Source organism: Kribbella sp. NPDC026611, from assembly GCF_040638345.1.
Taxonomy (GTDB): domain Bacteria; phylum Actinomycetota; class Actinomycetes; order Propionibacteriales; family Kribbellaceae; genus Kribbella.
In genome coordinates this window covers 124,101-145,828 of record NZ_JBEZYC010000001.1, presented here as the reverse complement: position 1 = coordinate 145,828, position 21,728 = coordinate 124,101, and the positions used below count along the sequence as shown (strand labels likewise).

The 21,728-nt window shown below is 68.5% G+C and carries 24 protein-coding genes; 10 read left to right on the top strand and 14 right to left on the bottom strand.

Features of this window, described 5'->3' with window-relative positions; all coding sequences use genetic code 11:
- A complete protein-coding gene (locus tag AB0E69_RS00735) occupies positions 1-1,044 on the bottom strand; it encodes an iron chelate uptake ABC transporter family permease subunit (RefSeq protein ID WP_360137330.1) in 1,044 nt (347 codons plus the stop codon).
- Complete coding sequence (locus AB0E69_RS00730; RefSeq protein ID WP_360137327.1) at positions 1,041-2,114, bottom strand: iron chelate uptake ABC transporter family permease subunit; 1,074 nt, start codon at positions 2,112-2,114, stop codon at positions 1,041-1,043. Before AB0E69_RS00730 ends, AB0E69_RS00735 begins: the two co-directional genes overlap by 4 nt.
- 115 nt (positions 2,115-2,229) lie before the next feature.
- Between AB0E69_RS00730 and AB0E69_RS00725 the strand changes: the two genes are divergently transcribed.
- Positions 2,230-3,030, top strand: coding sequence for a siderophore-interacting protein (locus AB0E69_RS00725; protein WP_360137324.1), 801 nt, complete (start codon positions 2,230-2,232; stop codon positions 3,028-3,030).
- A 47-nt stretch (positions 3,031-3,077) separates the two neighbouring features.
- On the opposite strand, the gene AB0E69_RS00720 is transcribed toward AB0E69_RS00725, so the two are convergent.
- The 3 genes from AB0E69_RS00720 to AB0E69_RS00710 form a co-directional block, all read right to left on the bottom strand.
- Positions 3,078-4,277 carry an alginate lyase family protein gene (locus AB0E69_RS00720; RefSeq protein WP_360137321.1) on the bottom strand — a complete coding sequence of 400 codons (1,200 nt, stop codon included), beginning with the start codon at positions 4,275-4,277 and terminating at the stop codon, positions 3,078-3,080.
- Positions 4,278-4,524: 247 nt separating this feature from the next.
- On the bottom strand, positions 4,525-4,920 hold the full coding sequence (locus tag AB0E69_RS00715; protein WP_360137318.1) for a PPOX class F420-dependent oxidoreductase: 396 nt from the start codon (positions 4,918-4,920) through the stop codon (positions 4,525-4,527).
- A gap of 16 nt (positions 4,921-4,936) precedes the next feature.
- The gene (locus tag AB0E69_RS00710; protein ID WP_360137315.1) at positions 4,937-5,521 is read right to left on the bottom strand and encodes a TetR/AcrR family transcriptional regulator; all 585 of its coding nucleotides are present in this window, start codon (positions 5,519-5,521) and stop codon (positions 4,937-4,939) included.
- Between the two features lie 88 nt (positions 5,522-5,609).
- Between AB0E69_RS00710 and AB0E69_RS00705 the strand changes: the two genes are divergently transcribed.
- The gene (locus AB0E69_RS00705; protein ID WP_360137312.1) at positions 5,610-6,314 is read left to right on the top strand and encodes an SDR family oxidoreductase; all 705 of its coding nucleotides are present in this window, start codon (positions 5,610-5,612) and stop codon (positions 6,312-6,314) included.
- Here AB0E69_RS00705 and AB0E69_RS00700 read toward each other — a convergent pair.
- Positions 6,290-6,892, bottom strand: a complete 603-nt coding sequence (locus AB0E69_RS00700) for a DJ-1/PfpI family protein (RefSeq protein ID WP_360137309.1) — start codon at positions 6,890-6,892, stop codon at positions 6,290-6,292. The two genes, AB0E69_RS00705 and AB0E69_RS00700, sit on opposite strands and share 25 nt — an antisense overlap.
- A 127-nt stretch (positions 6,893-7,019) precedes the next feature.
- On the opposite strand from AB0E69_RS00700, the gene AB0E69_RS00695 reads away from it, so the two are divergent.
- Positions 7,020-8,888, top strand: a complete 1,869-nt coding sequence (locus AB0E69_RS00695) for a protein kinase (RefSeq protein WP_360137306.1) — start codon at positions 7,020-7,022, stop codon at positions 8,886-8,888.
- A 30-nt stretch (positions 8,889-8,918) separates the two neighbouring features.
- Here the strand turns inward: AB0E69_RS00695 and AB0E69_RS00690 are convergent, their stop codons facing one another.
- On the bottom strand, positions 8,919-10,199 hold the full coding sequence (locus tag AB0E69_RS00690; protein WP_360137303.1) for an adenylosuccinate synthase: 1,281 nt from the start codon (positions 10,197-10,199) through the stop codon (positions 8,919-8,921).
- Positions 10,200-10,509: 310 nt separating this feature from the next.
- Entirely contained in the window at positions 10,510-10,878 is a 369-nt protein-coding gene (locus AB0E69_RS00685) for a VOC family protein (protein WP_360137300.1), read from the bottom strand.
- Positions 10,879-11,053: 175 nt separating this feature from the next.
- Between AB0E69_RS00685 and AB0E69_RS00680 the strand changes: the two genes are divergently transcribed.
- Positions 11,054-11,872 carry a helix-turn-helix transcriptional regulator gene (locus tag AB0E69_RS00680; RefSeq protein ID WP_360137297.1) on the top strand — a complete coding sequence of 273 codons (819 nt, stop codon included), beginning with the start codon at positions 11,054-11,056 and terminating at the stop codon, positions 11,870-11,872.
- Here the strand turns inward: AB0E69_RS00680 and AB0E69_RS00675 are convergent.
- The 3 genes from AB0E69_RS00675 to AB0E69_RS00665 all read right to left on the bottom strand — a co-directional run bounded on the left by AB0E69_RS00675 (position 11,859) and on the right by AB0E69_RS00665 (position 14,393).
- Positions 11,859-13,061, bottom strand: coding sequence for an MFS transporter (locus AB0E69_RS00675; protein WP_360137294.1), 1,203 nt, complete (start codon positions 13,059-13,061; stop codon positions 11,859-11,861). The genes AB0E69_RS00680 and AB0E69_RS00675 overlap by 14 nt on opposite strands.
- A gap of 150 nt (positions 13,062-13,211) precedes the next feature.
- The gene (locus tag AB0E69_RS00670; protein ID WP_360137291.1) at positions 13,212-13,943 is read right to left on the bottom strand and encodes a 2-phosphosulfolactate phosphatase; all 732 of its coding nucleotides are present in this window, start codon (positions 13,941-13,943) and stop codon (positions 13,212-13,214) included.
- 42 nt (positions 13,944-13,985) lie between these two features.
- Complete coding sequence (locus tag AB0E69_RS00665; protein ID WP_360137288.1) at positions 13,986-14,393, bottom strand: DUF3151 domain-containing protein; 408 nt, start codon at positions 14,391-14,393, stop codon at positions 13,986-13,988.
- Between the two features lie 143 nt (positions 14,394-14,536).
- Here AB0E69_RS00665 and AB0E69_RS00660 point away from each other — a divergent pair, with 143 nt between their 5' ends.
- Genes AB0E69_RS00660 through AB0E69_RS00650 form a run of 3 tightly spaced genes read left to right on the top strand, consistent with a single transcriptional unit; the run spans position 14,537 to position 16,789 of the window.
- Positions 14,537-14,986: an HNH endonuclease gene (locus AB0E69_RS00660; RefSeq protein ID WP_360137286.1), complete on the top strand. Its 450-nt coding sequence runs from the start codon at positions 14,537-14,539 to the stop codon at positions 14,984-14,986.
- A gap of 12 nt (positions 14,987-14,998) precedes the next feature.
- Positions 14,999-15,766, top strand: coding sequence for an N-acetyltransferase (locus AB0E69_RS00655; protein ID WP_360137283.1), 768 nt, complete (start codon positions 14,999-15,001; stop codon positions 15,764-15,766).
- Between the two features lie 45 nt (positions 15,767-15,811).
- Entirely contained in the window at positions 15,812-16,789 is a 978-nt protein-coding gene (locus AB0E69_RS00650; protein WP_360137280.1) for a type IV toxin-antitoxin system AbiEi family antitoxin domain-containing protein, read from the top strand.
- Positions 16,790-16,850: 61 nt separating this feature from the next.
- On the opposite strand, the gene fbaA is transcribed toward AB0E69_RS00650, so the two are convergent.
- The gene (fbaA, locus tag AB0E69_RS00645) at positions 16,851-17,876 is read right to left on the bottom strand and encodes a class II fructose-bisphosphate aldolase (protein ID WP_360137277.1); all 1,026 of its coding nucleotides are present in this window, start codon (positions 17,874-17,876) and stop codon (positions 16,851-16,853) included.
- Between the two features lie 213 nt (positions 17,877-18,089).
- Positions 18,090-18,809 (bottom strand): GntR family transcriptional regulator, encoded by a 720-nt coding sequence (locus tag AB0E69_RS00640; RefSeq protein WP_360137274.1) that lies wholly within the window; start codon positions 18,807-18,809, stop codon positions 18,090-18,092.
- 139 nt (positions 18,810-18,948) lie between these two features.
- Between AB0E69_RS00640 and AB0E69_RS00635 the strand changes: the two genes are divergently transcribed.
- Positions 18,949-19,968, top strand: coding sequence for an SIS domain-containing protein (locus AB0E69_RS00635; RefSeq protein WP_360137271.1), 1,020 nt, complete (start codon positions 18,949-18,951; stop codon positions 19,966-19,968).
- 5 nt (positions 19,969-19,973) lie between these two features.
- Here AB0E69_RS00635 and AB0E69_RS00630 read toward each other — a convergent pair whose 3' ends face one another.
- Positions 19,974-20,483 (bottom strand): hypothetical protein, encoded by a 510-nt coding sequence (locus tag AB0E69_RS00630; RefSeq protein WP_360137268.1) that lies wholly within the window; start codon positions 20,481-20,483, stop codon positions 19,974-19,976.
- Between the two features lie 74 nt (positions 20,484-20,557).
- Here AB0E69_RS00630 and AB0E69_RS00625 point away from each other — a divergent pair, with 74 nt between their 5' ends.
- Entirely contained in the window at positions 20,558-21,043 is a 486-nt protein-coding gene (locus tag AB0E69_RS00625; RefSeq protein WP_360137265.1) for a VOC family protein, read from the top strand.
- Between the two features lie 41 nt (positions 21,044-21,084).
- A complete protein-coding gene (locus AB0E69_RS00620; RefSeq protein ID WP_360137262.1) occupies positions 21,085-21,720 on the top strand; it encodes a hypothetical protein in 636 nt (211 codons plus the stop codon).
- The last annotated feature ends 8 nt before the right edge of the window (positions 21,721-21,728 follow it).

Below are 21,728 nucleotides of genomic sequence, written 5' to 3'. Positions count from 1 at the left end.
TCAGCCACCACTCCCGACTCGGTTGGCGCGCGCCAGCACGAACATGAGGTACGGCGCACCGACCACACCCGTCACCACACCCACTGGCAGCTGCGTGTCACCAAACAAGTGCTGCGCAATCAGGTCCGACACCGACACCACCAGCGCCCCCAGCAGAGCCGACGTGATCATGGCCGGCCCTGGTGAGCGCGTCAGTCGCCGTGCGATCGGCGGTGCGACGAATGCGACGAACCCGATCGGTCCAGCAGCCGCAGTAGCCACCGCCGCCAGCAGTACGGCGATCACGATCAACCCCAGCCGCGACCTCTCGACCCGCAGCCCCAGCCCGTACGCCGTCTCGTCACCAAGCTGCAGGATTCGCAGCTGATGCACCAGAAACACCAGGAAGGGCAGCAGGACCACCAACGTGACCGCCAGCGACCGTACGTTCGACCAGTCCCGGCCGTTGAGGCTCCCGGTCAGCCAGATCAGCGCCTGCTGGGCGATCTCAACCCGCGCCTTGGTCAGCAGGTACGACGTGAGGCTGGTAGCCATCGCACCGATGCCGATACCGATCAGGATGAGCCGGTAGCTGGACACACCGTGCCGCCAGGCGAGCACGTACATCAGGAAGGCCGTCAGCACCGCACCGACGATCGCCAGCCCCGACACCCACGCACCGGTCAGCCCCAGCGTCACGATGGCGAACACGGCGAACGCACTGGCCCCGTAGGTCACGCCAATGATGTCCGGCGAGGCCAGCGGGTTGCGGGCGATGCTCTGGAAGATCGCTCCGGACAGGCCGAGCGCAGTACCGACCAACAGACCGGTGAGAGCCCTAGGCAGCCGCAGGCGGTTGACGATGAACTCCGTCGCCCGGTCGCCACCACCGAAGAGCGTCTTCACCACGTCGATCACCGGGATCTTGAAGTCACCCAGCGACAACGAGACGCAGAAGGCCGCGAACACGAGCACCGCGAGTACGGCGATGACCGCGGCCGTCCGCGCCTGTCGTGCGGCCCGGGCGCGGGCGATGACGTGGACTGCCTCCGCTGTCGCCGTCACAGGTCCGCCAGCTTGCGTCGGCGTATCAGGACGATGAAGAAGGGCGCGCCGATCACAGCAGTCACGATGCCGACCTGCAGCTCACCCGGCAGGGCCACTACTCGACCGATGACATCCGAGCCGAGCAGGAGGATCGGTGCGAGCAGCATTGAGTACGGCAGGATCCACCGGTAGTCCGGTCCGGTCACCAGCCGCGCCACGTGCGGGATGGTGAGCCCGATGAAGCCGATCGGCCCGGCCGCCGCGGTCGCCGCACCGCACAGCAGTACGACGACCACGGCGACGAACAGGCGAGCCAGTCCGACCCGCTGACCGAGCGACTTCGCCACGTCGTCCCCGAGCGACAACGCGTTCAGCACTCGCCCGGACAGCAGCGCCAGCACGATCCCTACCAGGATGAACGGCGCCACCTGTGCGGCCACGTCCGGACCGCGGCCCGCGAACGATCCGACCGACCAGAACCGGAACTGGTCGAACGTGTCGACGTCACCGATCAGCAGCGCGGTCGTCAGCGACCCCAGCATCGCTGTCAGCGCCGCACCGGCCAGCGCGAGCTTCACCGGTGTCGCGCCCTCCCGTCCGAGCGACCCCAGCAGGTACACCGCGACCGATGCAGCGGCCGCACCGGCAAAGGCCAGCCAGACGTACGCCGTCAACGTCGACAGCCCGAGCCAGTAGATGCCGCCGACAACGAACAGGGCGGCACCACCGTTCACGCCGAGGATGCCCGGGTCGGCCAGCGGGTTCCTGGTCACGCCCTGCATCAGTGCGCCGGAGAGACCGAGCGCTGCGCCGACCATGAGTCCGATGAGGGTCCGCGGTACTCGCAGGGACCGCACGATCACGTGGTCGGTGTCGGCCTCGTTGTAGTGGCGCAGGGCATCGATGACGGTGGCCAACGGGATCTGCTTCGACCCGATCGCGATGCTGAGCAGGCAGACGAGGCACAGCAGAACCAGGCAGCCGACCAGCCCGAGAACGAGGGTCGACCGCCGTGTCCGCCGCCGCGGACGCGCGGGAACGGACGCCAGGTCGGGGTCGGCAGAAGCGACGGCGCTGGGCGGGGGCATTGGACTTTGGAGATCCTCTTAGGTAAGGCTAACCTCTAGACGCCTCAGAATAACCCGGCCGTCCGCGGGTCCGCACCTGAGACTCCCCCTGCCAAGTTGATGGAGAAACCACAGCATGACGACTGTGCTCGAGCGGCCGATCGTTTTCGACTCGCTGATGGCGACCGTGGCGGCCGTGGACGACCTCAGCCCGCACCTGCGCCGCGTGACCTTCGTCGCACCCCGGATCGCCGAGTCGGTGACGGCCGGACCGGACCAGCGGATCAAGGTGCTGCTCGCACCGCCCAACGGCACCAAGCTGGACCTGCCCTCCGGCCCGGAGTGGTACGCCGAGTGGTGCGCCCAGCCGGCCGACGAGCGTTTCGTCATGCGCACGTACACCGTCCGCGCATTGCGTCCGGAGGTGGCGGAGCTGGACGTCGAGTTCGTGCTGCACGGCATCAACGGACCGGCGTCCGCCTGGGTCAGCGAGGCGCAGCTGGGTGACGAGGTGGGGCTGCTCCTGCCGTTCGCGGTCGACACGACCAGCACCAAGGGCCTGCTGCACTCCGGTGTCGACTACGTGCCGCCGGCGACGAGCGTGGAGCGGGTCTTGGTCGCGGACGAGACCGCTCTGCCCGCGCTGGCCGGCATCCTGGAGCAGCTACCGGCCGGAGTACGCGCCACGGTGTTCGTCGCCGTACCGGATGCGGCTGACATCCGGCCGCTGCAGGGTGCTGCCGACGTCACCTGGGTGACTGAGGGGTCGCTGCTGGACGCGGTGAAGTCCAAGACGCTCGCCCCGGACTACGCGTGGGTCGCGGGCGAGTCCTCCATGATCAAGGCGGTCCGGCGGCACCTGGTCGACGTGGTCGGGATGCCGAAGGCGTCGATCTCGTTCCAGGGCTACTGGAAGCGCGGCGAAGCGCACTGCTGAAGTGATCCGGGAGGGCTGGAGGGCAGAAGTTCCAGCCCTCCCGGACGTCAGCTAGGACGGGTTCTCTGCGTGGTCAGGGTCTCCCAGGCCACGAAGAGGTTGTTGGACCCCGCCGGCCGGCGGGACTCGGTCAGCGCCTGGGTGTTCGCCATCGCGATCCCCAGCCGGGTGTGCAGTGCGTTGTAGCCGACCTCGGTGATCGGGCCGAGGCCGCGGTTGAGCGTGCCGTTGCAGAGCCATGACGGCACCGGCTCCAGATTGCGCTCCCAGCGGGACTGGAAGCCGAGGGCCTGGCGCAGCCGCTCACCGAACTCGGGGTACATGTCGATGCCCTGGATCCGGGCGGTCTCCAGCACGTGCGAGATCGACGAGATGCCGTAGCCGGTGTGGGTGAGGTCGCGGCAGGTCTCCTGAGTCACGCCTGTCACGAACGTCCCCTGGCCCTGCCAGTAGCCGACGATCTTGTCGCGGGTGTTGAGGTTCTGGCTCGGCACTGTCTTCGGCAGTGCACCGTCCGACTCCAGGTATACGTACGCCGGGACGCGCAGCCGGTACAGCGAGATGGCCTTGTCGTAGACGGTCTTGTCCTCCAGGAACACGCCGATGCCCTGCAGGGCCTCGGTCATGCTCAGCTCCCAGTTGCCGTTGGAGTTGGAGCCGTTGATGATCTTCGGCACGTAGACGTTGCGGAGCATGGTCGCGAAGCGGCCCGAGTTCGGCCAGTTCCCGTAGAGGTACTTGATGATCTCCGCGGCCTTCGGCCACGACGAGCCGGACCACGCGGTCTGCAGCGGCGCGTTGCTGTTGGTGTGGTCCGTGATGGTGGCGGACCACGCATCCATCAGCTGGATCGACTTCTGCGCGTAGGCGGTGTTGCCGGTGAGGTACCAGAGCAGCGCGTCGGTGTACGCCGCGATCGCGTCCTCACGCTCGTCGGTGCAGCCGTAGTTCGGGTTCGAGTACGGGCCGCACTCCACTACCGAGCGCGGCTTCGGCGTCCGGGACAGGGAGGCGTAGGCACTGCTCTTGGCTTGGTTGAACGCATTCGTCCAGGGCTGGGCACCCGCTTGCACCTTCGCCTTGACGAAGTCGAGCTGGGCCCGGCTCACACCGACACCAGGGTGGGTGAACGTGGCCGGCGCGTCGACCGCGGCAGGTGCGTCGGAGGATGCGGCGGCAGGACTGCTGAGTGTCCCGGTGACCAGTGCGGCGCAGGCCGCGGCCAGGACCAGGGGTTGTTTTCGCATGGGGCGGTGTCCTGTTCTTCGGGGGCGGTGGACACTGCGCTCCCCCGCGTGCCCAGGGCACTAGCGCAGGGTCTTTGCGAAAGTTTGACGACGGACGGTGAGCGCGTCAATATCCCAGTGGTCATGGAACTGGCACGCCGGTTTTCCCAGCTCAATGGAACAAAGTGAGAATCTGTCCCATTCGTGACACCAGTTGCCGAATCGTCGGTCACTACCCTCAGTCAACGCACACCGAAGTTGCGGAAGCCTAGTGACCGAGCTGGCTGGTGATGCGCTCGACGATGACGCTGGTCGTGTAGCGGACGGTGCCTGCCGGCTCCACGTCGCTCCAGTCGCCGGTGTACTTCCGGGCGATCGCCTGCTCCAGCGCCAGCTCCGGATCGGGTACCAGGTCGTCGATCCGGCCGCGCAGCTCGACGTAGTACGTCGGGCGGGCCGGGTCGACGACCACCAGCGAAATCAACGGGTTGCGCTGCAGGTTCCGCAGCTTCTGCCGTCCGTCGACGAGGCTGATGCGCACACGCTCGCCGTCCCAGAGGAACCACAGCGGCGTCACCTGCGGCTCGCCGCGCCGGCCGATCGTCCCTACCATGGCGACCGCCTTGGACGACAGCAGGTCGTGAAACTCCACCGGTATCTCCACCGTCGGAGGATAGGGCTCAGTGCAGGGCAAGCTCTCCCGCGTGAACGCCGGCCGCGTCCAGCAGGGCAGCTGCCGTGGCGGCACCGATGCCCCCGAGCGGCTGCGCCCGTACGACGGCCCGGGCGGCCGCGCCGTCGAAGATCATCGTCAGCTGGATCGCCAGCGTGGACGGGTCGTCCGCTCCGGCCTTCACCAACTCGCGGTGGAAGAAGTCGGTGAGCTGCTGCTTGAAGTGACGGGCCACCACCGACCCCGGGTGCTCCGGGTTCTTCAGCTCGACCGCGGTGGCGACGTACGGGCAACCGAGGTAGTTGCCGCCGGCCACGACGGCGTCCTGCCGCTCGAACACGTTGAGGATCCGGTCGCGGGCCGGCCGGTCGTCCTCCGGTCCCGGCTGCAGCAGCGCCTGGTACGCCGCACCGCGGCTGGCGAGGCTCTCGGCGATCAGCTCGTCCTTGGAGCGGAACAGCTGGTACATCGACTTCTTCGACACCCCGGCGGCCTTGCAGAGCGCGTCCACTCCGATGTTGACGCCGTCGCGGTAGAAGAGCTCGCCCGCGGCGTCGAGCAGTCGCTCGCGGGGGGTCGAAGAGGTGGTCATGAGACGAGGGTACCGGCTGAATTTGATTTCGGAAACCGATCGGTTTACAGTCGGCGAAACAGATCGGTTTCCACTAAGGAGTTTCCAGATGACCTCACTCGAAGGCGCCGTCGTCCTCGTCACCGGCGGACAGCGCGGCATCGGCAAGGCACTCGTCGACGACCTGCTCACCCGCGGCGTCGCGAAGGTGTACGCGACCGCCCGGAAGCCGCAACCGAGCACGGACCCGCGGGTCGTCCCGCTGTCGCTGGAGGTCACCGACCAAGCGTCGATCGACGCTCTGGCCGCGGCCGCGCCGGACGTCACCGTCCTGATCAACAACGCCGGGGCCAGCTCGCCGCAGACCTACCTGGACGCTCCGGCCGAGGCGGTCCGGGCGGTCTTCGACGCGAACTTCTTCGGCCCGCTCGAGCTCACCCGCGCGTTCGTCCCGATCATCGAGAAGAACGGCGGCGGCCACATCCTGAACGCCCACTCGGCGCTGTCCTGGGTCGCCCGGCACGGCGCGTACTCCGCGACCAAGGCCGCGTTCTGGCTGCAGACCAACGCGATCCGGCTCGAGGTGCTCGACCGCGGCATCGGCGTCACCGGCCTGCACATGGGGTACGTCGACACCGAGATGACCAGCGCGGTGACCGGGCCGAAGTCCCGGCCCGAGGACATCGCGAAGGCGGCCCTGGACGGTGTCGAGTCCGGCGCGTTCGAGGTCCTGGCCGACGACACCGCCCGCGGCGCCAAGGCCGCCCTGTCCGGCGACCTGACGAACTTCTACCCGGAGCTCGTGGCCAAGTAGACGTCCCGGTCACGGGTGTACTCCATCGAGGCGGCGATCCCGTCGGCCGGCTCCGCGCCGTACTCACGTTCGACAACGTGCAGCGCGAGGTCGATGCCGGCGGTGATACCGCCAGCGGTGACCAGGCTGCCGTCGTCCACCACCCGGTTGGTCCTGACGTCGGCGCCGTACTCCGCGAGCTCGGCCCAGGCGTTGCGGTTCGTGGTGGCCGGGCGACCCTTCACCAGCCCGGCCGCGGCGAGCAGCATCGACCCGGTGCAGACGGACCCGATCCACTGCAGCGCCGGTGCCAGCTCTGCGATGCGGGCGGTCATGACGCCGCGCTGAGCCTCGGCCCAGCTGCCCTTCTCGGCCCGGTTCATCCAGCCGCCACCGGGGACGAAGAGCGCGTCCGGCGTACCCAGCGCTTCGGTGGCGCGGAACTGCAGGCCGTTCATGCCGGTCACCTCAGTGGAGCCGTCGAGTCCGACCAGGGCCAGCTCCGTGTCGGTCCGGTTGGCTGCTCGCGTCCAGACCGCGTACGGACCCATCACGTCCATCTCGTCCACACCGTCGAACACCAGGATCTCGATTCGCATACCTCTACTCAACCGTGGTCACCTGACGTGTGCGAGTGGGCACGAGGGCGCTGTTCGCAAGGTTCTGGCCAGTGGAGGCAGACCAGCGGGGCGGTGGTTGGTCTGGTGCCGACGTACCGTAGATGGCATGTCAGTCTCAGGGGGGCCGCCTTCTTCACCTGTCGAGGAGGTGGAGGAGCGGGTTGGGCCGTACCGGTTGATCCGGCGGCTCGGGCAGGGCGGTATGGGTGTCGTCTACCTTGCCGAAGGGCCGGAGCACCAGGAGGTCGCGCTCAAGGTACTGCGTGCGCACGTGGCGCACGACGAGACCGCACGGGCCCGGTTGCAGCGTGAAGCGTCCACACTGCAGAAGGTGGACCACCCTGGAGTAGCAGGGATCCTGGACCACGACTTCTCGGGTGAACGGCCCTACCTGGTCACCCGCTTCGTGCCGGGCCGTCCGCTGGACGAGCAGGTCGACGAAAGAGGACCTCTGACCCCCCGCAAGTGGCTGCCGCTGGCCGGCTGCCTGGCGGAGTCGTTGCAGGCGATCCACGCGGCCGGAGTGATCCACCGCGACCTGAAGCCTGGCAACGTGATGATGTTCAACGGCAAGCCGGTGATGATCGACTTCGGTATCGCCCAGGCTGCTGACGACCTGCGCCTCACCCAGACCGGTCTGGTGATCGGTACGCCGGGTTACCTCGCCCCGGAGCTGATCGAGGGCGAGATGGTGTCCGAATCGGCGGACTGGTGGGGCTGGGCCGCCACTGCGGCGTTTGCTGCCACCGGACGCCGCCCATTCGGCAAGGGGCCCTTCGAGGTCGTGCTGGCGCGGGTGCACTCGGGTCAGGCCGACCTGGAGGGACTGGACCCGCGGCTGAAGCCGTTGCTCGCCGCGGCGTTGTCGCCGAAGAAGGGTGACCGGCCGACGCAGGACGAGATCATGACCGGTCTCAGCCGGTACGCCGAGGGCCGCGACGCGCTGCCGCACCGGGAGAGCCCGACGGTGGCCGCCGTACCGCAGACTCGGTTGCTGACGAAGACGCTGCCGGTCGAAGAGCCTAGTGGGCCCACACCGACTCAGGTGGCCGAACTGGTCCCGCAAGTGATTCCGCCGTTGTCGGCGTTCGCGCCGATCCGGGACAAGCTCCGGGAGGCGGCAGCTGCGAAGAAGGCCACCGCGCCGGTGCATCCGGCGACGTACAGCCCGGCACCGAACGCGGCCGCACCGGCGGCGATGCCCCTGCCGTACCAGGGCAACCCAGTAGCGGCTGCGCCCGGCGCTGTCATGCCCTACCAAGGCGCGCCGGCGCCCTATCAGAACGCGCCGGTACCGCAACAGCAGCCGAAGCCGGAGAAGGCCCCGCCGACTGGACGACGTACTGCGGTCGTAGTCGGCGCCATGGTCGCCTTGACCGGAGCCATCGCGCTCTACCCGGTCGCCGGATCGATTGCCGCCATACTGCTCCTCGTCCTGGCCCGCACAGTCGACCGGTCGAGCACCGCACTCATGCGCCGTCGCCAGATCCGAGGCCGGTCCGGCAAGTCGGACGGTGTAGTGGCCGCGGCTTCCAGCCCGATTCAGCTGGTCGTTGCAGGGCTGATCACCCTGCCCTGTCTGATCCTGCCGCTCATCATGGGCACGATCGTCGGCGGCGTCGTCACAGCCACCGCCGCGACGGCTTACGACCTGAGCTGGCGACCGTTGTCGGCTGTCGGCTTTGGCAGCGCAGCCCTGACCGCGCTGTTCACCGCATGGTGGGGACCAGGCGGCAGCTCGCTGCGCCGCGGCGCACACATCGCGGCCCGCAACACGTTCCGCTCGCATGCCCTGTCCGCGGCTGTCGCCGTGGTCCTGCTGGCGATCGGCATCTTCGGCTTCTACAAGGCCACGCAAGGCGCAGGCTCGGACTGGGCCCGCAAGACGATCGAGACCCCGCACATCGAGAGCCCGTCGCTCGGCGACCTCCGCCAGGCCCCGTTCATCCGGGACCTCCCCATCATCGGCAACTGACGGGGAGGCTGCCCGAAACCAGAGCTGGATTCAGAGCTGGACGATCTGGGAGCGCTCCGGGCCGACTCCGATGGCCGAGATGGGCGCTCCGCTGAGGGACTCGACCGCGCGGACGTAGCTCTGCGCCTGCTTTGGCAGGTCGTCGAAGGTCCGGCAGGTGGAGATGTCCTCGGTCCAGCCGTCGAACTCCTCGTAGACCGGGACCGCATGGTGGAAGTCGGTCTGGGTCATCGGCATCTCCTCGTGCCGGACACCGTGCACGTCGTACGCGACGCAGACCGGGATCTTCTCCCGGCCGGTGAGCACGTCCAGCTTGGTGAGGACGAAGTCGGAGACACCGTTGACGCGAGCGGCGTACCGCGCGATCACCGCGTCGTACCAGCCGCAGCGGCGCGGCCGGCCGGTGGTGACGCCGAATTCGGCGCCCTGCGACTGCAGCCACTCACCGTCGGCGTCCAGCAGCTCGGTCGGGAACGGCCCCTCGCCCACCCGGGTCGTGTAGGCCTTGACGACCGCCATCACCCGGTCGATCCGGGTCGGTGGGATGCCGGTGCCGGTGCAGGCGCCCGCAGAGATCGCGTTGGACGACGTGACGAACGGGTAGGTGCCGTGGTCGACGTCCAGCAGGGTCGCCTGACCCGCCTCCATCAGGACCGTCTTGCCGTCGTCCAGTGCCTTGTTGAGCAGCAGGCTGGTGTCGGCCACCATCGGCTTGAGCCGGTCGGCGTACCCGAGCAGCTCGTCCAGCACCTCGCGGATCTCCACCGCGCGCCGGTTGTACACCTTCACCAGCAGCTGGTTCTTCTGCTCCAGCGCGCCGGTGACCTTCTGCTCGAGGATCTTCTCGTCGTACAGGTCCTGGATCCGGATCCCGACCCGGTTCATCTTGTCGGCGTACGTCGGCCCGATCCCGCGGCCGGTGGTCCCGATCTTGCGGCTGCCGAGGAACCGCTCGGCGACCTTGTCGAGCGTCCGGTTGTACGGCGGGATCACGTGCGCGCTCGCGCTCACGACCAGGCGGGACGTGTCCATCCCGCGGGCCTCCAGCGCCTCGATCTCCTCGAACAGCACGCCGATGTCGACGACGACACCGTTGCCGATCACCGGGGTCACGCCCGGGGTCAGGATGCCGCTCGGCAGCAGGTGCAGCGCGTACTTCTCGCAGCCGATGACGACCGTGTGGCCGGCGTTGTTGCCGCCGTTGAACTTCACCACGTAGTCGATCACCTCGCCCGTGTTGCCGAGCAGATCGGTGGCCTTGCCTTTGCCCTCATCGCCCCACTGGGCGCCGACGAGCACGATTGCGGGCATCTCAGCCCTCCTCATTCACGCGCCGGCACTCACACCCCGTAGCGACCGGCACTGGAAACGGTGAAGCCCGGAGACGTTCACCGGACATTCATCCGGCAACGCATCCAGGCTCTTGCGACCAAAGCCTACCGGACCGGAGCCCAGGCGTTTCGGCCCTGTCCAGAACGCCGAAACGCCTATTTGAAGTGTCTGTTTCATCAGGTGACGGGTTGCCAAGCAGCGTGATCACGTGCACACTCTTAGTCAGCGGCCCGCCGAAACTGCCGCAGGGGACGGTTCCGGCGGGCCGCTGTCTTGCGTCTGGGCCCTGCTACTGCAGGTCTTCCGGGTTCGAGGCCAGCCACTCCTTCACCCTGCGGTCGGCCTCCTCGCGGGACACGTCCTCGACCTTCGTCAGGATCGCCCAGCGGTGGCCGAACGGGTCGATGACCGTGCCGAACCGGTCTCCGGTCATGAAGGTCTGCACCTCCTCCACCGGCTTCGCTCCCGCCGCGACCGCCTTCGCGTACGTCGCGTCCACGTCCGGCACGTAGTGCACCAGCGAGGAGTGCACCCACTCGCCATTCGGTGCCTGCAGCCCCAACTGCGGCATCTGGTCGCTGAGCTGCAGCATCGAGTCGCCGAACTTCAGCTCGGCCTGACCCACCCGCCCGTCCGGCAGGTCCTGCCGGCTGATCACCTCCGCCCCCGAACACCGACGTGTAGAACTCGATCGCCTTCGCGCCGTCGGCCACGGCGAGGTACGGGGTGAGCGAGTGATAACCGTCGGGGATGGGGTTTACCGTGTTCGTCGTCATGACTCTTAGTCAACCGACCGGCGGCCGGCCGGTCTTGTAAGAAAGCGACAGGGCACGTTGACCCAGCCTCCGGACAGTGAGAAGGGCATCCTGTACCCCCGCGAGCAGGCCCGGCACCGCTCGCTGCACCGGCTCGCGCCCGGCCCTTCCGCGGCGCGGTTCGTGGAGTGGTACTGGATCGTCGAGTGGGACCTGGAGACGCCGTACACGGCCGAGGTCCTGCCGTTCCCGAGCGTGAACGTGACGTTCGAGCAGCCGGGTGGTGCATTCGTGAACGGCGTGTCCACAGTGAAGTTCTCGCGCGAGCTCAGGGGTCGTGGACGGGTCTTCGGAGTGAAGTTCTGGGCCGGTGGGTTCGGGGCGATCACCGGCCTCGACGTGGGCTCGTTCCGGGACGAGGTGCTGCCGCTGACGGCGATCTTCCCAGACGGGGACAAGCTGTCCGACCTCATGTTCGAGGCACCCTCCGACGAGCGGCGCCGGGCGGTCTTCGAGGCCTTCCTGCGCGACCACCTGGTGCCGGTGGACCCGTCGTACGAGCTGGTCCGGGAGATCGTCACCACGATGGCGACCGACCGCTCGCTGGCCCGTGTGGACGAGATCACCTCGCGTTTCGACGTACCTGTGCGCACGCTGCAGCGCCTCTTCCGCCGGTACGTCGGCGTCGGCCCGAAGTGGGTCCTGCGCCGCTACCGCCTCCACGACGGCGCCGAACTCCTCGCCCAAGGCGAAGTAGCCGAGCTAGCAGAACTCTCCGCATCCCTCGGCTACTTCGACCAGGCCCACTTCTCCAAGGAGTTCAAGCAACAAATCGGCCTGACCCCGCTGGAGTACGCAACCCGCGCCGCGGCCGAACGTCAGATCACCTACCGCTGAGCTTGACCGCGACGGCTCCGGCTGTGGCTAATGCTGCGGCGGCTAGGGCTACTACGAAGCCGTAGTGGGCGGTGTGCGTGTCGACGAGGCGGCCGGCGAAGGCTGCGCCTAGGGCTATGCCCGCGGCACCGCCAGAGTTCAGCCAGGTGAAGGCTTGGGTTAGCACGGCAGGCTCGACCGTTGACTCAGCGAGCACGGCCGAGAGGGTCTGGAAGGGTGCGATCGCCAAGCCTGGAAGGGCCAGGGCGATACCAGCTGCCAGTGGAGACTGCACCGCGAGCAGCGGTACGCAGCTGACGGTCAGGCCGACCAGGACGAGGACGAACTGCGTCGGCGGGGCGGTGCGCCAGTGTCGGGCGCCGTACCCGAGGCCGGCGAACAGACTGACCAGGCTGGTGATGCTGTAGAGCGGACCGCCGAGCTCGGGTCGACCGCTTGCTCCGGCGAAGGCCGTGACCGACACCTGCATGCTGCCGAAGAACAGGCCGATGCCGATGTTCGTACCGACCAGTCCGACGAACCGCTTGTGCAGCAGGTGTTTGGCGCTCTGGTGCTCATGGCGCGCTGCTGGCGGAGCAGTGTGATGTTGTGCGGCCAGCAGCAGACCGCCGGCGAGCGCCAGGCTCGTGGCGAGCACCGAGCCGGCTACCGGACTGCCCAGCGAGCTGACGATGCCGACGACGCCCGGTCCGACCATGAAGGCGATGCCGATGCTGAGGGCCTCGAGGGCGAACGCTGACGAGAGCAGCGTGGTACCTCGGAGCGCGTATGACCACCGGGCCGCCGTCTGTGCGCCAACCTGCGGGAGCGTGCCGCCGGCCAGAACGCCGACGGCGACCAGGCCCCACAGTGGAGTCCCAGAGACGGTCAGCGTGATCAGCAGAGCGATCGCCGCAGCGTGGGCGAAGAGGGTGATCGGCAACATCCGGGTCTGACCGAAACGATCGATGAGTCGGCCGACCTGGGGTCCGGCGACCGCCTCGGCGACGGCGAACCCGCCCGTGACCGTTCCGGCGGCGCCGTACGAGCCGGTCGATCCGTGCACCAGGAAGACGATGCCGAGGCCGGTCATCGCGATCCCGATCCGGGCCGGCGCCGCCGCCAGGTAGAACTTCCAGGCGCCCGGAGTGCGCAGTACCGCTGCGTAGGTGTTTCTGGACGTGTCGATCCGTCCGGTGAGAGCCGGCACGGTAGTACCTTCCGCTGCCCGGAGGGGCGGGGCCTCGACCGTGGGCGTCCAGCTTCGCCGGTCTCGTCGATCCGCCTAGAACCGTCCATGTTCGACAAGAAGCGGGGACGCTCGCCGCTTGCCGGCACTGTCAACGGGCAGAAACGTGGTTCAGGTTGACCGGAACATCGTACCGTCCCGGAGCACGGGCACGCTGTGGCTTTGGTCGAGCTCCGCCGCGATCGCGACGTCCTCCGGATAGCCGTACTGCGTGAGCTCGCGGCCGCCGGCGCACTCGTGCAGCAGCGCGGGTAGGTCGTCCGCGACCGCGTCGTACGCCGCCACCGCGGCTCGCGCCTCCGGTGAGAGATCTGTACGTCGGAGCGCGCTCAGGAAGCCGCCGGCACCCCAGAGGTCCTCTACTGCTGGCCGGAGGGATCCGTCGGACCAACGCTCGCCGGCGGCGATCGCTACGACTCTGCCCGACTGCTGGTTGACCCAGTCGGCGGCGGCTTCCCGGTTACGGAGCGACACCGCGATCACTGTTGCGCCGGAGTCGCTGAGCTGCTTCGAGATGGTCGACCCGTTGGGCGAGGGAAGCACCAGCCGCTTGATGCCGGTGGCCTTTCGGACCGTGGCGGGCGACAGACTCACGTCGTCCGGCCCCGCGTCGGAGCGGCCCACGGCGAGCTTGGCGTCGTACTGCTCGGCGTAGACGACCGCGGTCTCGTCACGCCAGCGGTAGGGGTAGACGTCGATGCCCAGGTCTGCTGCCACGGTCACCGTGGTGGTGAACGACAGCACGTCGACGACCGCCACGATGTCCCCGGCAACAACCTGCGCTGCTGCCGGTCCCCAGTCGAAGCCGGCACCGAATCCACTTTGCGCGTAGGGGCTGGTCACCCGCGCATCCTCTCTGCGGGCGACCAGCTCCACAAGCGGGTTTCAGCTCAGCGCGTCGGCACCGGTGGGCGACGAGTCACGCAGGAACGTGGCGCAGCGCTCGGCTTCGTCCTTCTCGTCGATCAAAGCAGCGGCCTTGCCCAGCGCGGCCAGGGCGCGGAGGAAGCCGCGGTTCGGCTCGTGCTCCCACGGGACCGGCCCGTGGCCCTTCCAGCCGTTGCGCCGGAGCAGGTCCAGGGCACGGTGGTACCCGGTGCGCGCGAACGCGTACGCTTCGATCGTCCGGCCGTCCGCCAGCGCGCCCTCGGCCAGCACCGCCCAGGCGAGTGAGGAGGTCGGGTACTTCGCCGCGACGTCGGCCGGAGCGGCCCCGTCGGCGAGTTCCGCCGCGGCCGGGTCGACCGGTAGTAGTGTCTCGGGTGGGCCGGAGAGCAGATTGTTCAATTCCATAGGCACATCTTCGCCGATCACGCAGCCGCACCGGCACGTGACCGTCTGGCGAAATCCGTTGACCGTTCACCCACCGGCCACGGATGCTTGAGACCCTGCGTCAACCGCCGTGGTTCCCAGCTACGGCCGGAAGGAGGCACCGGATGAGCGTCATAGTCCTGAACGCGTCGTACGAACCGCTGCACACCGTCTCGATCCAGCACGCCATCCGGATGCTGGTCCGTGAGGTCGCAGTGGTGGAAGAGGCGCACGGCGAGCACACTATCGGCCCATTCCCGGTCCCTCGCGTCCTGCGCCTGGTCCGGTACGTCGTCACCCACTGGCGCTACGCCGCCGGCCGGATGAAGTACAGCAAGCACGGCGTGCTCCGGCGGGACAAGTTCCGCTGCGCGTACTGCGGCCTGGACAACGCCGACACCATGGACCACGTCCAACCCAGGTCCCGCGGCGGCCGCACCGAGTGGCTGAACGCGGTAGCCGCCCACGCTGCGTGCAACGAGCGCAAGGGCAACCGCACCCCCGCCGAGGCCAACATGCCCCTCCTCTGGCAACCCTGGATACCAACCCGCGCCGAGCTCGTCATAGAAAAATGACGAGCATTTTTTATGCCCGCACACAGGCTGAGGTCCGGGCAGCCGGTCGAGATCACCACGGTCGCTGAGCGTCCGCACCTCGCCCACGCCGACATCGACGTGGGCACCTGGCCAGAGTTCATGCGCCACAACCGGATCGCCGAGACCTACTTCGGGCAGACCGTCGAAACCTTCGGGACGACGTGCTTGATCGCGACCGTCGACGGCGTCCCGATCGCTGACGCCCACGCGGTCCAGCTGTCCTACGCCGGCCGACCTGCGTTCCCTTCCGGCGGATGGGAGCAGGTGGTCGTCTGGGCGTTCGCCGACGCTCGGCGTGGGGTTCGAGCTGACGCCACCTGTGCTCTCAACATCAGCGTGGCGCGGGATTTCCAGACCCAGGGCGCCGCGGCTCTCATGCTCTCGGCACTCCGGCAGGCGGTCGCGAGCGTTGGCCTTGGCATCCTCGACGCTCCGGTGCGTCCCACCCACAAGCAGTTCCAGCCACGCACCCCGATGACGACCTACGCCTCACGGATGCGGGCTGACGGCCTACCGGTCGATCCGTGGCTTCGTACCCATGTGGGCGCCGGCGGGCAGGTCGAGAGCGTGGCGGCGGCCTCCTGGGTCGTTGCTGGGTCGCTGGACGAGTGGCGGTCGTGGACTGGGCTGGCTTTCGATCGGAGTGGGCTGGTTGAGGTGCCGGGCGGGTTGGTGCCAGTGGAATGTGACGTGGCCGCCGACCGTGCCGTCTATGTGGAGCCGAACGTGTGGGTTCGGCACCGGTTCTCCACAGCTTGAAAATCGGCGGTCCGAGAGGGGGTTGATCGCGGCAGGTTCTAGGGCATGAATCCTCAACTTGCGGTGATGGCCTCGATTCGGGGTGGGGTGTTCCGGCGGACTGATGCTCGGGCCTGTGGGTATGCCGATGCTGATATTGATGCGTTGCTGGAGTCCGGATGCTGGCGCCGGATCCGGCACGGGATGTATGCGGCGCAGCGGTCGCTGATGCTGGTGACTGACGAAGTGCTGCATCTGCGGCGCGTGTACCGCGTGCTGCGTGCCAGCGGGCCCGATGTGTTTGCCAGCCACCAGTCGGCTGCGGCTCTGCATGCGCTGCCGGTGTGGGGCCTTGATCTCGCCCGGGTGCATGTGACTGCGCCGGACGGTCGGTCGGGTCGGCTGCGTGGGGGTGTGCACCGGCACATCCGCGATCCGGTCGGGCCAGGGCTTCAGGTCTGGAACGGGCTGCGGCTGGTCTCGCCGGCACGTGCAGTGGCCGAGGTGGCTGCGACCTCACCGGTGATGCCGGCTCTCGTGCTCGCCGACGCTGCCATGTACGCCGGTCTGGTCAGCCGACGCACCCTCCGGCATGCGCTCACTCTCCTTGACCACGGCAACAAGCGAGCCCACGCCGTCTTCGACCAGCTCACCGGAGCCACCTCGATCGCCGAGTCCCGTCTCCGCTTCATCCTCACCACCGAAGGACTGCCGACCCCCAGCCCGTCCCCACCGCCAGACCTCGAAACCCCCGACCCCGACCTCTCCGCCGCCAGTCTGTGGTTCCCGGACGAACGCACGATCGTCGAGTACGAACCTCGCTTCCCCTTCTGGTGCGACGCTTTCGAGCCCACCGAGCGCGACCCCCTCCCCGAACCGCCTGCCCCAGACCCCGACGATCCCCAGCCGGTAGCGCAGTGCTGGATCTCCTGGACCGACCTCAACGACCCCGCGACCGTGGCCGACCGCATCCGCACCACGTTCGCCCAAGCCGCCCGCCGTACCGGCATCCGCCAGTTCACCGCGGCCCGCGCCCGTAACTGACGAAGGGCCCACCGCACTCGGCGGTGAGCCCTTCCCACTCCCTCAGGAGGAACAGATGACCTCAGGCGTTCAGCGACGTACCCGTCGAGCGGAGGCTCTCGCAGGCCTCGCCGACGCGGTTGGCCATGCCCTGCTCCGCGGCCTTGCCCCAGGCGCGCGGGTCGTAGGCCTTCTTGTTGCCGACCTCGCCGTCCACCTTCAGCACGCCGTCGTAGTTCGTGAACATGTGCGCCGCCGCCGGCCGGGTGAACGCGTACTGCGTGTCGGTGTCGACGTTCATCTTGATCACGCCGTGGTCGACCGCGGCCCGGATCTCCTCGAGGGTCGAGCCCGACCCGCCGTGGAACACCAGGTCGAACGGGCGCTCCTTGCCGAGCTTCGCGCCGACCTGGTCCTGGATCTCCTTCAGGATCTCCGGCCGCAGCTTGACCGCACCCGGCTTGTAGACGCCGTGCACGTTGCCGAAGGTCAGCGCGGTGATGTACCGGCCGTTCTCACCGGTGCCGAGCGCCTCGACCGTGGCCAGGCCGTCCTCGACCGTGGTGTAGAGCTTCTCGTTGATCTCGTTGGCGACACCGTCCTCCTCGCCACCGACGACGCCGACCTCGATCTCCAGCACGATCTTCGCCGCCGCCGTCTTGGCCAGCAGCTCCTTGGCGATCTCCAGGTTCTCGGTCAGCGGCACCGCGGAGCCGTCCCACATGTGCGACTGGAACAGCGGGTTCTCACCGCGGGCGACGCGCTCGGCCGAGATCTCCAGCAGCGGCCGGACGAAGCCGTCCAGCTTGTCCTTCGGGCAGTGGTCGGTGTGCAGCGCGATGTTCACCGGGTAGTTCTTGGCGACCTCGTGCGCGTAGGCGGCCAGCGCGACGGCGCCGGACACCATGTTCTTCACGGTCGGGCCGGACAGGTACTCCGCGCCACCGGTGGAGACCTGGACGATTCCGTCCGAGCCCGCCTCGGCGAAACCGCGGATCGCGGCGTTCAGCGTCTGCGAGGAGCTGACATTGATGGCCGGGTAGGCGAAGCGGTTCTGCTTGGCCTTGTCCAGCATCTCGGCGTAGACCTCAGGGGTTGCAATAGGCATGTCTCGCGGTACTCCTCACAACACAGTTCTTGTGGGTTCGGTTCCAGTATTGCCGCCGGGCACCTCGTCGTGATCGGCGGCCCGCCTGCCGGGCCTCCCTGGTGGCCGGGGAGGGATCGGCAGGGATGCAGACCAGTTGGTGAACAGGACGGATCCAGTTCGTTGCGGCCGGACGACCTCCAGGGGCGCACCGGCCAGGTGTCAGCTCGAGGATCAGGCGGACCCGGACCGCGGGCCGCGCGGGGTCAGGGCCATGTGCAGCCGATAGCGGTCGGCGCGGTACGCCGACCAGGACAGCTCGACGACCTTCCGGCCGGCGAACGTGGTGCGCTCGAGGACCAGCAGGGGTGCCCGCCGGGCCACGCCGAGCACCCGGGCGACATGACCGTCGGCGTTGTCCGCCCGGACGGTCTGCTCACCGGAGGTGACGACGACGTCGTACTCACTGGCAAAGACGTCGTACAGGGTGCCGAGCTCGCGGCCGAGCAGGCCGGGGAAGAGCGCGGACGGGTAGTAGCCGATCTCGTACGCCATCGGCGAGGCGTCGGCGGTGCGCAGCCGCTCGACCCGGATCACCTTGGTGCCCTTGGCGACCCGCAGGCCCTTGGCGGTCTCGTCGGAGGCCTCGATCTCGCTGGCCGACAGCACGACCGTCCCGGGCTCGAGGCCCCGGGCCCGCATCTCACGGGAGAACGAGGTGAGGTGCAGCTGGGAGTCGACCTGCGGACCGGTGACGAAGGTCCCCTTGCCGTGCACCCGCTCCAGGGCGCCGGACTCGACCAGGTCGCTGATCGCCTGCCGGACCGTCACCCGGGAGACGTTCAGCTTGTCCACCAGGGCGCGCTCGGAAGGGATCGGGTCCCCGGGGTGCAGCTCGACGTCGATCAGCCGTTCGAGCACCGATCGGACCTGGGCCCGCTTGGTCGCCACCATCGAATCTCGATCCTCCAGACCTGGGCGAGCCACGGGGATGGCCCGCGGCGTCGCTCACTGCTATCGTGCGCAGCATACCTGTTAAGACCAGATAGGACCAGTGATCGCAGTGGTGTCTGTCCCCGCCCAGGAAACCCAGATGGCGCACGAGATTGCCGAGCAGCCGGCCGCCCTGGCCGCGACGTTCGAGCATGTCCTGCCCCTGCGGCACGACATCACGCGGCTCGCGGCCGGCCGCCGGCACGTCATCTTCGTGGCCCGGGGCTCGTCCGACAACGCGGGCGTGTACGGCCGCTACCTGACCGAGATCCACGCCGGCCGGCAGGCGTCGCTCGCCGCGCCGTCGGTGGCGACGCTGTACGGCGCCAACCTCGACCTCTCGAACTCACTGGTCGTCGCGGTCAGCCAGTCGGGCGCGACCCAGGAGATCGTCGACACGGCCGAGTGGGCGAAGCGGAACGGTGCCGCGATCGTCGGGATCACGAACGACGGCGACAGCCCGCTCGCATCGACGGCCGACGTCGCCCTGATCACCCAGGCCGGCAAGGAGCTCGCCGTACCGGCGACCAAGACGTACACGACGCAGCTCGCCGCGATCACGGTCGCGGTGGATGCGCTCGCGCAGCGGCCGGGGACGCTGGACGCGGACATCGCCCGGGTCCCGGACGCGGCGGCGAAGATGCTGTCCGGTTCGGTCGAGGCGGCGGCGGACCTGCTCGCCGGGGCGCACGACGTGCTCGCGAGCGGGCGTGGGCTGACGTTCGGTACGACGCTCGAGGTCGCTCTGAAGCTCGAAGAGACGTGCCTCCAGCCGGTGCGCGGACTCTCGTACGCCGACCTGAAGCACGGGCCGATCGCGGTCGTGGACGCAGACCTGGTGACGATCCTGGTCGCGGCTGGCGACGGTCCCGCGCTGCCCGGCATGACCGAGCTGGCCGGTCTCGTCCGCGAGAAGGGCAGCAAGATCCTCGGCATCGGCGGCGACCCGACCTTCGCGTCCCGCTGCGACGTGAACCTGGCCGGCCCGGAGCTCCCGGAGACCCTGGCACCGCTGGCCCTGGTCATCCCAGCGCAGCGCGCGATCGAGCTCTTGGCCCGCAAACTCGGCCTCGACCCCGACGCACCCCGCGGCCTCCGCAAGGTCACCCAAACCGACTGACCGGTTCAGGAGAGTTGGCGGAGACGATTGCGGAGGTGGCGGGGCCAGAGGTAGATGCCGAAGGTCAGGAGGGCGGCGGAGAGGGCGGCGAAGAAGACGATCACGCCATCGACGGGTGTGAACGTGCCGGTGCTGAGGACCAGAACGATCGGGCCGAGGGCCATGACGGGTAGCAGCCCGGCGACTCCGCGGGTGGGCGCGACGGACTGGTTCCGGGAGACGATCGCCAGGGCCGCGGCGCGGACCTCGGGATCGCTGGGCGCGGGACCGCGAAGGGCCGCGCGCGAGGCGGCGAGCAGAATCGCCGGCGGCAGGTCACCCGTTGCCGCGCGCAGCAGCGTCCGGCGTCGGGCCGTGAGCTCGGACATCAGGAGACCACCGAGTACGCCGACCACCGCGCCTGCCACGACCGCGGCGAACAAGCCCTGACCGGCGAGTCCGACGAGCCCGGCCGCGAGGACCGAGCAAGCGAAGCCGACCAGCACGGCCAAGATCCAGCGGGGCGTCGTCAGCATGTTCACACCCTCAGTGTGATCGCACCAAGGGTCTCCAGCCATCGTTCAGCTGTCTCGATCAAAGTGCTCAGTCCATGAGCACTTTGCCTGGGAAGGTGGTGCTCATCGAACCGGACGAACCAACGGGAAAGGCGACCACCATGATGCGAGGACTTGCGACCGTCAGCTTCTACGCCGAGGACGTGAAGGCGGCGCGGGACTGGTACGAGAAGGCGCTGGGGGTCGCGGCGTACTACGCGGTGCCGAGCGCGGAGGAGCCGGCGTACGTCGAGTTCCGGTTCGGGGATCTGCAGTGCGAGCTGGGGATCATCGACGCGCGGTACGCGACACAGCAGGTCCGCGGGGTACCGGCCGGCACGGTCGTCTACTGGCACGTGGACGATCTGGCCGGCGAGCTCGAGCACCTGACGAGCCTGGGCGCGACCGTCCACGAGCCGATCACCGAACGCGGCGAAGGCACGGGGTTCCGGACGGCCACGGTCGTGGATCCGTTCGGCAATCTGGTCGGGCTGATGAACAACCCGCACTACCTGCAGGTCCTCGCGGAGCTGAAGGGTTAGCTGTTCGGGGTGAGGTCCAGCGGCCGGGTTAGGGTGCGCGGGTGGCGACGGATGTTTCTGGGGGAATCGAATGCCGGCACCCCGCGTGGGATCCCGACCAGCTCAGCAACCAGCCGTGGGTGAAGGAGCTGGATCTGCATCCGCTGTACGTCGACCACGACTATGCCTCACTGGGGTTGCTGTTCGGGGTCGAGAACTCTGCGGGGTTCCAGCCGGTTGCTGAGGGGCGCGGGCTGCCGGATGACGTCTCGAGCGAGCTGAGGGACGAGCTGCAGCCGTGGCTCGACAAGGGCGAGATGTTCGGTGCGACGTGGATCAGTTGGGCTGAGCTCGCTGCCATCGACCCGAAGATGCGGGCGGAGAACTACGTCGGCCGGCTGAGCTGGCGGCAGGCGTTCGGCGCCTTGCTGACGCGCCAGATGGTTCAGGCGGAGTGGCCTGCTGAGGCGATCGAGGTGGTTGGTGCGCCGCCGGAAGGCTTCGACCCCTTGGTTCCATTTCCGGAGTGGACTGTCGGGGACACGCAGTGCGCGTACGAGCCGTTGACTGCCGAAGCCGTTCTGTTCGGATCTGTCTTCGGTGAGGTGTCCCACTGGCGGCACGTCTTTGCCGTCATGAAGGCTCTCGCGGGCCGCTACGGAGCTGACGGGGTACGCCTGGTAGTCGCCTTCGACTGAAGACCCGG

Bases quoted from the DNA above. Each gene is read 5' to 3' on its own strand.
- AB0E69_RS00660 (WP_360137286.1), top strand. From the start codon at position 14,537: ATGAGCGTCATAGTCCTGAACGCGTCGTACGAACCGCTGCACACCGTC.
- AB0E69_RS00655 (WP_360137283.1), top strand. From the start codon at position 14,999: ATGCCCGCACACAGGCTGAGGTCCGGGCAGCCGGTCGAGATCACCACG.
- AB0E69_RS00730 (WP_360137327.1), bottom strand. From the start codon at position 2,114: ATGCCCCCGCCCAGCGCCGTCGCTTCTGCCGACCCCGACCTGGCGTCC.
- AB0E69_RS00725 (WP_360137324.1), top strand. From the start codon at position 2,230: ATGACGACTGTGCTCGAGCGGCCGATCGTTTTCGACTCGCTGATGGCG.
- AB0E69_RS00640 (WP_360137274.1), bottom strand. From the start codon at position 18,809: ATGGTGGCGACCAAGCGGGCCCAGGTCCGATCGGTGCTCGAACGGCTG.
- AB0E69_RS00625 (WP_360137265.1), top strand. From the start codon at position 20,558: ATGAGCACTTTGCCTGGGAAGGTGGTGCTCATCGAACCGGACGAACCA.
- AB0E69_RS00700 (WP_360137309.1), bottom strand. From the start codon at position 6,892: ATGCGAATCGAGATCCTGGTGTTCGACGGTGTGGACGAGATGGACGTG.
- fbaA (WP_360137277.1), bottom strand. From the start codon at position 17,876: ATGCCTATTGCAACCCCTGAGGTCTACGCCGAGATGCTGGACAAGGCC.
- AB0E69_RS00720 (WP_360137321.1), bottom strand. From the start codon at position 4,277: ATGCGAAAACAACCCCTGGTCCTGGCCGCGGCCTGCGCCGCACTGGTC.
- AB0E69_RS00630 (WP_360137268.1), bottom strand. From the start codon at position 20,483: ATGCTGACGACGCCCCGCTGGATCTTGGCCGTGCTGGTCGGCTTCGCT.
- AB0E69_RS00690 (WP_360137303.1), bottom strand. From the start codon at position 10,199: ATGCCCGCAATCGTGCTCGTCGGCGCCCAGTGGGGCGATGAGGGCAAA.
- AB0E69_RS00695 (WP_360137306.1), top strand. From the start codon at position 7,020: ATGTCAGTCTCAGGGGGGCCGCCTTCTTCACCTGTCGAGGAGGTGGAG.
- AB0E69_RS00665 (WP_360137288.1), bottom strand. From the start codon at position 14,393: ATGGAATTGAACAATCTGCTCTCCGGCCCACCCGAGACACTACTACCG.
- AB0E69_RS00710 (WP_360137315.1), bottom strand. From the start codon at position 5,521: ATGACCACCTCTTCGACCCCCCGCGAGCGACTGCTCGACGCCGCGGGC.
- AB0E69_RS00650 (WP_360137280.1), top strand. From the start codon at position 15,812: ATGAATCCTCAACTTGCGGTGATGGCCTCGATTCGGGGTGGGGTGTTC.
- AB0E69_RS00705 (WP_360137312.1), top strand. From the start codon at position 5,610: ATGACCTCACTCGAAGGCGCCGTCGTCCTCGTCACCGGCGGACAGCGC.
- AB0E69_RS00635 (WP_360137271.1), top strand. From the start codon at position 18,949: ATGGCGCACGAGATTGCCGAGCAGCCGGCCGCCCTGGCCGCGACGTTC.